Source organism: Paraburkholderia podalyriae (genome assembly GCF_014397785.1).
In the GTDB taxonomy this organism is placed as follows: domain Bacteria; phylum Pseudomonadota; class Gammaproteobacteria; order Burkholderiales; family Burkholderiaceae; genus Paraburkholderia; species Paraburkholderia podalyriae.
This window is the reverse complement of the sequence record NZ_VZQQ01000001.1, coordinates 88,436-100,880: the sequence shown is the minus strand read 5'-3', so window position 1 is coordinate 100,880 and position 12,445 is coordinate 88,436. Positions and strand designations below refer to the sequence as shown.

At 66.0% G+C, this 12,445-nt stretch carries 10 protein-coding genes; all 10 read right to left on the bottom strand.

The features are described 5' to 3' along the window. Positions 1 to 3 precede the first annotated feature (3 nt). Complete coding sequence (locus F6X42_RS00425; RefSeq protein WP_187632314.1) at positions 4 to 1,902, bottom strand: DUF3857 domain-containing transglutaminase family protein; 1,899 nt, start codon at positions 1,900 to 1,902, stop codon at positions 4 to 6. A gap of 141 nt (positions 1,903 to 2,043) precedes the next feature. Next, complete coding sequence (locus tag F6X42_RS00420; protein ID WP_187632313.1) at positions 2,044 to 3,066, bottom strand: XdhC family protein; 1,023 nt, start codon at positions 3,064 to 3,066, stop codon at positions 2,044 to 2,046. Continuing rightward, positions 3,039 to 3,659, bottom strand: coding sequence for an SRPBCC family protein (locus F6X42_RS00415; protein ID WP_187632312.1), 621 nt, complete (start codon positions 3,657 to 3,659; stop codon positions 3,039 to 3,041). The genes F6X42_RS00420 and F6X42_RS00415 overlap by 28 nt, the downstream gene beginning before the upstream one ends. Then, positions 3,650 to 4,915: a vWA domain-containing protein gene (locus F6X42_RS00410; RefSeq protein WP_187632311.1), complete on the bottom strand. Its 1,266-nt coding sequence runs from the start codon at positions 4,913 to 4,915 to the stop codon at positions 3,650 to 3,652. Before F6X42_RS00410 ends, F6X42_RS00415 begins: the two co-directional genes overlap by 10 nt. An 11-nt stretch (positions 4,916 to 4,926) precedes the next feature. Next, positions 4,927 to 5,808 (bottom strand): AAA family ATPase, encoded by an 882-nt coding sequence (locus tag F6X42_RS00405; protein ID WP_187632310.1) that lies wholly within the window; start codon positions 5,806 to 5,808, stop codon positions 4,927 to 4,929. 169 nt (positions 5,809 to 5,977) lie between these two features. Beyond that, positions 5,978 to 6,775, bottom strand: a complete 798-nt coding sequence (locus F6X42_RS00400; RefSeq protein WP_187632309.1) for an FAD binding domain-containing protein — start codon at positions 6,773 to 6,775, stop codon at positions 5,978 to 5,980. A 28-nt stretch (positions 6,776 to 6,803) separates the two neighbouring features. After that, complete coding sequence (locus F6X42_RS00395; protein WP_187632308.1) at positions 6,804 to 9,185, bottom strand: xanthine dehydrogenase family protein molybdopterin-binding subunit; 2,382 nt, start codon at positions 9,183 to 9,185, stop codon at positions 6,804 to 6,806. Positions 9,186 to 9,195: 10 nt separating this feature from the next. Next, entirely contained in the window at positions 9,196 to 9,717 is a 522-nt protein-coding gene (locus tag F6X42_RS00390) for a (2Fe-2S)-binding protein (RefSeq protein WP_187632307.1), read from the bottom strand. 416 nt (positions 9,718 to 10,133) lie between these two features. After that, the gene (gene bcaP / locus F6X42_RS00385; protein ID WP_187632306.1) at positions 10,134 to 11,525 is read right to left on the bottom strand and encodes a branched-chain amino acid transporter BcaP; all 1,392 of its coding nucleotides are present in this window, start codon (positions 11,523 to 11,525) and stop codon (positions 10,134 to 10,136) included. 261 nt (positions 11,526 to 11,786) lie between these two features. Beyond that, positions 11,787 to 12,443, bottom strand: coding sequence for a response regulator transcription factor RqpR (rqpR, locus tag F6X42_RS00380; RefSeq protein WP_187632305.1), 657 nt, complete (start codon positions 12,441 to 12,443; stop codon positions 11,787 to 11,789). Positions 12,444 to 12,445: the final 2 nt, after the last annotated feature.

Genomic DNA, 12,445 nt, shown 5'->3' with positions numbered 1-12,445 from the left:
CGTTCAAGGCGCCTGCGACGCCATATTCGACGACTCCACCAACGTCGATCTGACGATGACCTCCGCGCGCACGTCCCGCCCGATTGCTTCGATCGCGGGACGCATGCGCGTGAAGTCATCGGGCGTGCACACGTCGCTGTCGAAATGGGTGGCGCCGTCGCGCGTCATCGTGACCACGTTGCTGTGCGGATCGAACGCGTATTGCGACGTGAAATCGACGAAGCGGTCCTGGGTGCGCTGCGCCTCCGGCATGTCGAGCAGGCGGAAATTGGCGGGCAGCTCGATGCGCGCGTGTTCGTGGATCGCGAGGTTGTGGCACACGAACGGCTGCGTGCGCTTGCGTTCGCCGAGCCAGTAGCGCGTGTCGGCCTCGACGCCGCCGCCGAGGCTCGTCAGCGCCGGAATCGACGCCGTCATGCCGGTCACCACGAGACTTTCGAGCGTGCCTTTCATCGTCAGCGTGAGCGGGCCGTCGGCCGCGTTGAGGTCGCTCGTCGTCAGCGTCGCGGTGCCGCGCAGATTCGCGTTGCGCAGCTCGGCCTGGATCGATTCCTCGCGCTGCGCGGGCGTTTGCCTGCGCAGCCGCGCGCGGGCCTGCTCGGCGTGCGGTCCCGCATCCTGCAGCCGATACGTGAAGCTGGCCGAGCCATCCGGTTCGATCTTGATCGCGAGGTCGGTGCTGCGTGACATCTGCGCGGTGGCGGGAGTTTGCGCGAGCATGCCGTCGCCGATCAGCACGGTCGGACGGTCCATGTCGGACGATGGCAGAAAACCGAATTCGACGTTCGATGCGGTCGAATCCGCGTACATCTGCAAATCGGGCAGCCACGTGATCGCATGATTGATGACGCCGTAGCCGGGCACACTCGGCAGCGTGTAGATCGTGCCGCTGCTGATCAACGCCGGCTCGCTGCGCACGCCGACCGCGTCGAGCAGCGCGCCGTAGAGCGCGACATGGTCCTTGCAATCGCCATAGCGGTTCGCGAGGATCGCGCTGGTGCTGTGCGGCACGACGGAGCCGCGTCCGACGTAGATCGCGACATAGCGGATAGTGCGGCGAACCCAGTCGTACAGCGTTTTGGCTTTGTCGTGCGGTGTGCGATCGTGCGCGGTCAGCTGTTGCGCGAGCTGGGCGATCGCGGCGTCGTGGGTGCCCGGGTCCGCCGCGGAGCCGCGATAGGACGCGGCGAACGCGGCATAGCTCGCGAAGGTCGACACCATCAGCCGATCACCGTACGACACGTACGCGACCGAGCCGCGTTCGAGCCGCTCGAAATGCGCCTTGTCGTAGCGGAATTCGTAGCGCGTGCGGCCGTCGCGCGTCACCGGCGTGACCGCGCTGAAGCCGCGCGCGTCCGTGTACAGCGGCTTGTCGGCGGGCAGGTCGTAGATCACGCGGAAGTTGCGCGTCGGTGCGAGATCGGGCGGCGTGAAGTCGCTGAATTCGCCCGGCACGATCGGTTGACGCTGCGTCTTGCGGTACGTCAGATGCACGCGCGCGCCCGGTTCGACTGCGGGGAACACGATCACCTTCTCCTCGATGTCCTGGAACATTGGTGCGTCGAATGAGCGGGCTTCCTGCACGTCGCGGATCTGCTCTGCCGCTACGTCGTGACGCTTGCCGTCGACGGTGAGGGTATAGGCCTCGAGGATCTGCACGTCGGCCATGTCGCGGTTGAACCAGACGTACTGCTGCGCGACCCGCTCGACGCCGGCTTCGTTGTTGACGCGCAGCGTCATCGAATCGAGCTTCACATACGAGCCGTCCGCGTTGACGGTGAAGGTCTGCGTTTCACCTTCGTTGGTGTATGGGTCGTCCAGTCTGACCGGCGCGCTCGCGCTTGCGGCGTGAATGGCGGCCAGCCAGCAGGCGGAGGCTAGGACCACGACGGAGAGGCGCATGACGGGCGGTATCCGGACGACGACGTTGACGGCATCGCCCGCTAGCGTCGTTTCCCGCCGGGCGGATGTCAAGCGGCTGGCGCGCATTGAGAAGCGCTCCCCGGATTGCCGGATGGGTTTGCGCGGCGCGCCGGCGCCAGGCTACGCGCTGCAAGCGGCGCCACCCGACGCCGCAATTTCCCGCGCAGCCTTCGCGCCTTCGACCTGCAATAGCGTCGGCAGCGACACGCCATTTTTCGCCGCCGTCACCTCGGCCAGAATCGACACCGCGATTTCAGGCGGCGTCCTGCTGCCGATATAGATGCCGACAGGTCCATGCAAACGGGCCAGTTCGGCTTCGTTCAGATCGAACTCCTTCAAGCGCTCGCGCCGCGCCTGATTGTTCCGGCGCGAGCCGAGCGCGCCGACATAGAACGCCGGCGTCTTCAAGGCTTCCATCAGCGCGAGATCGTCGAGCTTCGGATCGTGCGTCAGCGCGATGACCGCGCAGCGCTCGTCGAGCTTCATGTCGATCACGGTGTCGTCCGGCATCGTGCGGACGATCTTCGTGCCGGGCACATCCCATTCCTCTGTATATTCCTCACGCGGATCGCAGACCGTCACCTGATAATCGAGCCCCACCGCGATATGGCACAGGTAGCGCGACAACTGCCCGGCGCCGATCACCAGCATCCGGTAGCGCGGACCGTGGATCGTCAACAGACGCTCATCGTCGAAATGCACGCCGTCGGTCGCCTCCGCGTTGTCGAGCCGTGCTTCGCCCGTCGTCATGTCGAGTTCGCGCGCGACGAGCCGGCCAGTTTCGACCGCGTGACACAGCTCGGCGATGCCGCTTTGCCGCGTCAACGGTTCGAGCACGAGCTGGATCGTACCGCCGCACGGCAACCCGAAGCGATGCGCTTCCTCGGCGGTGATGCCGTACTTCACCGCTTCCGGGTGCGTCTGCTCGATACCCCGTTGCCGTACGCGATCGATCAGATCGTCCTCGATGCAGCCGCCCGACACCGAGCCCACCACGAGGCCGTCATCGCGCACCGCGAGCATCGCGCCCTCGGGACGCGGCGACGAGCCCCACGTCTTCACGACCGTCACGAGGAGCGCGCGATGTCCGTCCTCCAGCCAGCGGGCGCTGGTTTTCAGAACTTCGAGATCCACGCTTTCCATGATTTCTTCCCTTTCTTTGCTTCGCCGCCGGACTCTGCGTCCGCGGCCTCGTTCGATTCTGTTTGCGTAGACGCGGACGCGGCTTCGGCTTCGGCTGCGGCTGCGGTTTCGGCCGAGGCGTCGCCGTCCGCCGCTTGATCGACGCTATTGTCGCCCGAGAGCTGGGCGCTCAAGCGCCTGAAAAATTCCCCGGCAATCTTGCGCGCCGCACCGTCGACGAGCCGCGAGCCGATCTGCGCGAGCTTGCCGCCGACCAGCGCGTTGGCGGTATAGGAGAGCTTCGTCGCGGCGTCGCCGTCGGCTTCGAGCGTGACCTGCGTATTGCCCTTGGCAAAACCCGCGGCGCCGCCCTGGCCTTCGAACACGATCGTGTAGGTGTTGGGCGCGTCGATATCGGTCAGTTGCATACGCCCCTTGAAGCGTGCCTTGACCGGTCCGACCGCCGCGCTCAGCGTGACCAGGTACGCGTTTTCGCCGTCGGGGTCGATGCTTTCGCAACCGGGGATGCAGGCGCGCAGAATCTCGGTGTCGTTCAACGCGTCCCACGTTTGCTGCTGCGCGACCGGCAGCGTATGAATTTCGCTCAATTCCATGAGGTTGCTCCTGCGAGTGTCGTCGCGGTGATGGTGCGGCGAGGCGCGCGCGTCAGCTGCGCGAGATCTCGGCCGAACGCTGCGAGACTGTCTAGATTATGAACCGGACGGTGCGCGTCGACATACGGCAGGATCGCCTGCACGCCGCGCGCTTTCGGAGTGAAGCCGCTGAACCGCAGCAGCGGGTTGAGCCACACGATGCGATGCGCGAAGCGTGCGAGCCGCGCCATTTCGGTTTCGAGCACGTCGATCGCTTCGTGATCGAGACCGTCGGTGACGAGCAGCACCGTCGCACGACCGGTGAGCACGCGACGCGCCCAGCGTCGGTTGAACTCGGCGAGCGCCGCGCCGATGCGCGTGCCGCCCGACCAGTCGGCCACCTGATCGCTGAGCGTCGCGATCGCGACGTCCGGGTCGCGTTCGCGCAGTGCGCGCGTCGCGTTCGTGAGCCGCGTGCCGAACAGAAACACCTGCAGACGTTCGCGCGACTGCAACAACGCGTGGCAAAAGTAGAGCACCGCGCGCGAGTAGTTGCTCATCGAGCCGGAAATGTCGAGCAGCAGCACGAGCGGCGGCTTGCGCTCCACCCTCGCGCGATACTTCCACACGGTCCAGTCGCCACCGGCGCGCACCGCATGCCGCGCGCTCGCGCGCAAGTCCGCATGCGTGCCGTGCGATGCCGCCTTCAGGCGCCGCGTCGATTCGGTTGCGAGCGGCAGCCGCTGGCCGCGAATCAGATGCCGCAGCGTGCGCCATTCGTCGGCGCTCAGTGTATCGAAATCGCGATGACGTAGCCGCTCCTCCGCGCTGAACGTCAGTTGCGCGTGCAGCTCGTGCTGCTCGGTTTCCTGCGGCGTATTCAGATGCGGCGACGCCGGCATGCGCACCGCGAGCGCATCGGCGAGACGGTTGTTGCGCTTCGGCGGTGGCAGCCCGTCGCGCACTTTCGGCAGCATGAGCGCACGCAGCTTGCCTTCCCAATCGGGGTCGCGCCAGAACAGATCGAATGCGGCATCGAAGAGCTCGCGTTCGTCGGGCGCGGTGACGAGCAGCGCGGCAAGCGCGGCGCGCACATCGTCGCGGCGGCCGAGGTCGATCCACTGCAACGCGGCGAGCGCGTCGACTGCCTGCGCGGGCGACATCGGCAGGCCAGCGCCGCGCAGCACGCGCACGAAATGAACGACGTTGCGCGCGAGCACGGGCGCAGCGTGTCGGTTCGTGTCGTCGTGCGTGCCTGAGCCGGTTTCGTTCGTCACGTCAACGAACCTCACACGGACAGACACTGCGCGATCTGCGCGGCATCCACGCGCGCCAGATCGTCCTGATACTTGAGCAGCACGCCGAGCGTGTTCCGCACCGATTGCGGATCGAGTTCCGTGACCGACAACGCTTCGAGCGCGCGGCACCAGTCGATCGTCTCGGCGATGCCGGGCGCCTTGAACAGATCCATGCCGCGCAGCCGATGCACGAAGTCGACCGCGCGCCGCTGCAATTGCGCCGACGTATGCGGCGCGCGGGCGGCGACGATCTCCAGTTCGCGCTCGCGGTCCGGATAGCCGATCCATTGATACAGACAGCGGCGCTTCAACGCGTCATGCACTTCGCGCGTGCGGTTCGACGTCATGATGACGAGCGGCGGCTGCGTCGCATGCACGGTGCCGTATTCGGGAATCGATACCTGAAAGTCGGACAGGAGTTCGAGCAGGAACGCCTCGAACGGTTCGTCGGCGCGGTCGATTTCGTCGATCAGTAGCACGCGCCGCGCGCCGGGATGGTTTTCGTCGGGCATCAGCGCCTGCAGAAGCGGACGCTTCAGCAGGAATTCGCCACGATATAGCGTGTCGTTGTCGGGGCGCTCGCCGCTCGCTTCGGCAAGCCGCAGCGCCATGATCTGGCGCGGGTAGTCCCATTCGTAAAGCGCGCTCGCGGTGTCGAGGCCTTCATAGCATTGCAGGCGCAACAGCGTGGTGCCGAGCATGCCCGCCGCCGCTTTCGCGAGCTCGGTTTTGCCGACGCCCGGCTCGCCTTCGACGAACAGCGGCCGCTCCATGCGTAGCGCGAGATACAGCGCGGTCGCGAGCTCGCGGCTCGCGAAATAGCGTTGGGCGGCGAGTTGGGCGAGGGTGTCGTCGATCGAAGCCGGTTGCATGGTGCTCCTGAATCTGCGCGACAGGCCGTGGCGAAAGCGTAGCGCGAGTGAAGAACGGATCGGACGCGAGGCTGACGTCAAACGCTCGCGCCGGCTCGCGAAGTGAGCGAAGCCGGCTTGCGCGCGCCGTGGTGTGCGCGCGGCAAGCCGGGCGGCTCAGCGCGAATCGCTAGGCATTTGCCTTCGTGACCGCGCGCGCGGCCAGCACTGGAATCAGATGCGCGCGATACGCGGCGCTCGCGTGCATGTCGTCGTTCAGCTGGTCGGGCGACACGCTGACCGCGCGTGCCGCGTCGGGGGTGAAGTTCGCCGACAGCGCGCTTTCGAGCTCGGGAACGCGAAATACCGATGACGCCGCCCCCGTTACCGCGACGCGCACGCCGCTCGCGACCTTCGCGACGAACACGCCGACCAGCGCAAAGTGCGAAGCCGGATTGCGGAATTTCTCGTACGCGGCGCGCTCGGGCACTGGAAACTCGACGGCGACGATCAGTTCGTCGGGCGCGAGCGCGGTCTCGTACATGCCGACGAAGAAATCGGCCGAAGGGATGCGCCGCCGGTCCGTGACGATCGTCGCATCGAGGCCCATCGCCGCGGCCGGGTAGCACGCGGCCGGGTCGTTGTTCGCGAGCGAGCCGCCGATCGTGCCGAGCGCGCGCACCTGGCGATCGCCGATATTCGCGGCCAGCTCCGCGAGCACGGGCAACACGCGTCGCACTTGCGCGTGCTCGGCGACGTCCGCGTGACAGACGGCCGCGCCGATCGTCACCGTGTTGGCGTCGACGGTGACGGTCTTGAGCGCAGGAATGCGCGTCACGTCGATCAGTTGCGACGGCTGCGCGAGACGCAGGCGCATCGTCGGCAGAAGGCTCTGGCCGCCGGCAAGGAACTTCGCTTCGCTGTCGGCGGTGAGGGCTGCGGCGGCCGCTTGCGGATCCGTCGCGCGTTGATACTCGAATGAATACATGTCGAATGCTCCGCTCAGGATCGTTGGGTCAGACTTGCTTCGCCGCTTGAATCGCGGACCACACGCGATGCGGCGTGGCCGGCATCTGCAGAGCGGTCACACCGAGCGGCGCGAGCGCGTCGATGATCGCGTTGATCACGGCCGGCGGCGAGCCGATCGCGCCCGCTTCGCCGCAGCCTTTGACGCCGAGCGGATTGTGCGTGCACGGCGTACCCTTCGAAGTCTCCACCGTGAAGTCGGGCAGGTCGGACGCATACGGCATCGCGTAGTCCATGTACGAGCCGGACAGCAGCTGGCCGCTGTCGTTGTCGTACACGCAGCGTTCGAGCATCGCCTGGCCGATGCCTTGCGCGAGCCCGCCATGCACCTGGCCTTCGACGATCATCGGATTGATCACGTTGCCGAAATCGTCGACCGCGGTGAACTGCTGGATGCGGGAGACGCCGGTGTCCGGATCGACCTCGATCTCGCAGATATACGCACCCGACGGATACGTGAAGTTGGTCGGATCGTAAAAGGCGCTTTCCTCGAGCCCCGGTTCGAGCACGTCGAGCGGATAGTTGTGCGGCACGTACGCCGCGAGCGAGATTTCCGCGAACGCCTTCGTGCGGTCGGTGCCTGTGACGCGGAACACGCCGTTCTTGAACTCGATGTCTTCAGCCGACGCTTCGAGCAGATGCGCGGCGATCTTCTTCGCCTTTGCTTCGATCTTGTCGAGAGCCTTCGAGATGGCCGAGCCGCCGACCGCGATCGAACGCGAACCATACGTGCCCATGCCGAACGCGATGCGGCCGGTGTCGCCGTGCACGATCTCGACGCTTTCGAGCGGAATGCCGAGGCGATCCGCGACCACCTGCGCGAAGGTCGTCTCATGGCCCTGGCCGTGGCTATGCGAGCCCGTGAACACGGTGACCGAACCGGTCGGGTGCACGCGAATCTGGCCGACTTCGAACAGGCCCGCGCGCGCGCCGAGCGCGCCCGCGATGTTCGACGGCGCGAGACCGCATGCCTCGATGTAGCACGAGTAGCCGAGGCCGCGTCGCTTGCCGTTCTTTTCGGATTCCTGCCGGCGTGCGGCGAAGCCCTCGACGTCGGCGAGCGTGAGCGCGCGCGACAGGATCGCGTTGTAGTCGCCGGTGTCGTAGGTGAGGCCGACCGGCGTCGCGTACGGGAATTGCGTGATGAAATTGCGGCGGCGGATTTCCGCGGGGTCTAGTTTCATCTCGCGCGCCGCGGCTTCGACCAGACGCTCGACGACGAACGTCGCTTCCGGCCGGCCCGCGCCGCGATACGCATCGACGGGAACGGTGTTGGTGAAGACCGCCTTCACTTCCGCGTAGATCGCGGGCGTTGCGTATTGCCCGGCGAGCAGCGTCGCGTACAGGATCGTCGGCACGCTCGACGCGAACGTCGACAGATACGCGCCCATGTTCGCGATTGTATGCACGCGCATGGCGAGGAACTTGCCGTCGGCGTCCAGCGCAAGCTCGGCTTTGGTCACGTGATCGCGGCCGTGCGCGTCGGAGAGGAAGGCCTCGGAGCGCTCGGCGGTCCATTTGACCGGCCGGCCGATCTTCTTCGATGCCCACGTGAGCGCGACGTCTTCCGCGTATAGAAAGATCTTCGAGCCGAAGCCGCCACCGACGTCCGGCGCAATCACGCGCAGCTTCGATTCCGGCAGCGACAGCACGAACGCGGCCATCAGCAGCCGCTCGACGTGCGGATTCTGATTGGCGACATACAGCGTGTAGCTGTCGTCCTGCGCCGAATAGTTCGCGTTGACCGCGCGCGGTTCGATCGCGTTCGGCACGAGGCGGTTGTTGACGATGTCGAGCGTGGTCACGTGCGCGGCTTTCGCGAACGCGGCATCGGTCGCGGCCTTGTCGCCGTGGCCCCAGTTGTAGCAGACGTTGTCGGGCACTTCGTCGTGCACCGCCGCTTGACCTGGGTCGGCCGCATGCGCGGTATCGACGACGGCCGGCAGCACGTCGTAGTCGACGTCGATCAACTCGGCCGCATCTTTCGCGGCCTTGATCGAGTCGGCGATCACGAGCGCGACCTGATCGCCCACGTGCCGCGCTTTCGTATGCGCGATCACCGGATGCGGCGGCTCGTTCATCGGCTTGCCATCAGTGCTGTGGATCAGCCAGCCGCACGGCAGTCCGCCGACGTTGTCGGCGGCGAGATCCGCGCCGGTGAAGATCGCGACCACGCCCGGCGACTGTTTGGCCGCGCTCGTGTCGATGCTTCTGATCTTCGCGTGCGCGTGCGGCGAGCGCAGGAACACGGCGTAGGTTTGCTGCGGCAGCACGATGTCGTCGGTGTACTGGCCTTTGCCGGTCAGGAAGCGATAGTCTTCCTTGCGTTCGACGGCGGCGCCGATCAGGCTCGGGGTATCGGGTGCGTTCATCGTCGGCTCCTCAGGCGGCGGTGGCGCCGGCGGCATTCGCGCCGGCAGATGCGTTCGATGCGGCGGACTTCATACCCGCGGCGCCTTCGAGCACGGCCTTGACGATGTTGTGATAGCCCGTACAGCGGCACAGATTGCCGTCGAGCTGCTCGCGCACGTCGTCGCCGGTCAGATCGGGTTGACGCTGCACCAACGACACCGCGCTCATCACCATGCCAGGCGTGCAGAAGCCGCATTGCAGACCGTGGCAGTGCTTGAACGCGGCCTGCATCGGATGCAGCGCGCCGTTGTGCGCGAGCCCTTCGATGGTCGTGACTTCGGCGCCGTCGGCTTGCGCGGCGAGGATGTTGCAGGACTTGATCGCGCGGCCGTTCAGATGCACGGTGCAGGCGCCGCATTGCGCCGTATCGCAGCCGACGTGGGTGCCGGTCAGACGGAGTTGGTCGCGCAGGAACTGGACAAGCAAGGTGCCAGGGTCGACTGAGGCGCTCACGGGCGCGCCATTGACCGTCAGACTGATGCTGATCGCCATGAAGCTGTCTCCTTAATTGATCGGAGCGGGCGCTTCGGCGTATCGATCCCCGCCTCGGCGCAGACCACGATCCCATGCAAGATAGTTGCTGTGGGTGAGACCGGACCTGTGATTGATGTTGCCCCTGCTTTGCTTCGACTGCGTGCTGACTGCGATTCGCGAGGTCCGACGAGGGTGCTGCGGGTCTTATAGGTCTGCCGAAAAGTAAAGCACAAATCGCGTGAGCGCGCTATGAGGGGAAGTGTGTCCGGCGCGCGCGAACGCACGAAGACAAAACTCGCGGCCACGCAATGGGCCGCCGCAACGACATGCGCCCCGTCTGCAGAGCATGACGGGGCGCATCGATAGATCAGCGGAAAGCGAGGCCGTGCTCGCGAGCATTCAGCGCGTTGGCGTGGCCTCGTCGAAACGGCGCATTACTTTGCCAGTTTCGAGTGACGGCGCGAGTAGCCGAAATAGACGACCATGCCGATCAGCAGCCAGATCACGAACGCGGCCCACGTGATGCCTTGCAGGTTCAGCATCAGGAACAGGCACGATGCGACCGCGAGCACCGGCACGACTGGCACGCCCGGGCAACGGAACGCGCGCGGCAGCTCGGGGTGCGTCTTGCGCAGCACGAGCACCGCGATCGACACCATCGAGAACGCCGCGAGCGTGCCGATATTGATCAGTTCAGCCAACACATTGAGCGGCACCAGCGCGCCGATCAGGCCGAAGAAGAGACCGACGAGCCACGTCGTGAAAAACGGCGTCGCGAAACGCGGATGGACTTTCGACAGCTTCGCGGGCAGCAGGCCGTCGCGCGACATCGCGAAGATCACGCGCGTCTGACCATAGGCCATCACGAGAATCACGGTCAGCATGCCGAGTACGGCGCCGAGATCGATGAAGCCCGCGACCCAGTTCTGCCCCGCGAGCTGCAGCGCGTACGACACCGGATGCGAAATGCCCATGAACTTCTCCGACGGCACGATGCCGGTGACGACAGCGGCCACTGCCACATACAGCACCCCGCACACGCCGAGCGACGCGATGATGCCGATCGGCAGATCGCGCTTCGGGTTTTTCACTTCTTCCGCCGCCGACGACACCGAGTCGAAGCCGATGAACGCGAAGAACATCACCGCGGCGGCGCCGAACACGCCGCTCCAGCCGTGAGGCATGAACGGGTGCCAGTTGGCCGGCGTGACGTGAAACACGCCGACGACGATCACGAGCAGCACGACGACCACCTTGATCGCGACCATGATGTTGTTGATCCGCGCGGACTCGCGCACGCCGAGCGACAGCAGCATGGTGATGGCCATCATGACCAGGAAGGCGGGCAGGTTGAACAGCGTTTCGTGTCCCGGGATGGCGCCGGGGGCCGCGCTCAGCGCCATCGGCAGCGACACGCCGAAGCCCGACAGCAGCGACTGCAGATACCCGGACCAGCCGACCGACACCGCCGAGGTCGCGAGCCCGTACTCGAGCATCAGGTCCCAGCCGATGATCCACGCGGCCAGCTCGCCGAGCGTCGCGTACGAGTACGTGTAGATCGAACCGGCGACCGGAATCGTCGACGCGAATTCGGCGTAAGCGAGCGCGGCGAAGCCGCAGGCGATCGCCGCGATCACGAACGAGATCATCAACGCGGGGCCGGCCTGCACGGCGCCCGTGCCGGTCAGCACGAAGATACCGGTGCCGATGATGGCGCCGACGCCGAGGAAGGTCAGGTCGAGCGCGCCGAGCGCCTTTTTCAGGTCGGCGGTCTGAGCGCTCGCCGCGAGCATGTGCTCGACGCTCTTTTTGCGAAACAGGGACATTGGCGTGGGTCTCCAGTGGTGCACGCGTGTTGCGCGCCGAATGTCGGGAAAACCCGCAATTCTAGCGGATGCGTGCCACCGGGCTGGTTCGCGGCGGCGCTTCGCGGGCCAAGGCGATGGCCGGAAACTCCCGCCCGGACGGGGCTTCCTGGTGGTCTTGCGGTGCCGGGGGCGGTGCGGAAGTCAAGCTTTTACCGGATGAGCGACAAACGGGGACGGACTCTCTCCGTTCGCGTGCGCCACGGTTCGAGGTTTGCTGGCCTAGCCCGCCATCGCGGGATTCAGATCGACGAGGCGGTTGCTCATCACATAAAACGTCAGCTCGGCGTTGTTGCGCAGCTTCATCTTGTCGAGCAGCCGCGTGCGGTACACGCTGACCGTCTTCACCGACAGCGACAGCGCGGCCGCGATATCGGTGAGCCGTTTGCCCGACGCGAGCATGCACAGCGTCTGGTATTCGCGATCGGACAGCTTTTCGTGCGGCAACTGCTCGCCGTCGAACGACACATAGTCGGCGAGCGCCTCGGCCATCTCGGGGCTGACGTACTTGCGGCCAGCGGCGACCTGCTGGATCGCGCCGATCATCTGCGCGGCGTCGACCGTCTTCGACAGATAGCCGGACGCGCCGGCTTTCAGCGCGCGCACCGCGTACTGGTCCTCGCGGAACATCGAGAACATCAGCACCGCCGCACGCGGCGCCTTGCGCTTCAGGCGCTTGAGCACCTCGACACCATTCATGTCGGGCAGCGAGATGTCGAGCAGCACGACGTCGAAGTTCTGATGGACGACCGAATCGAGCGCTTCGGAGCCGTTTTGCGCCTCGGCGACCTCGCGCGCGACGCCGCGATCGAGCAGCAACTGGCGAACGCCCTGGCGGACCACCGCGTGATCTTCGACGATCAGGATGCGCAGGCTCATGG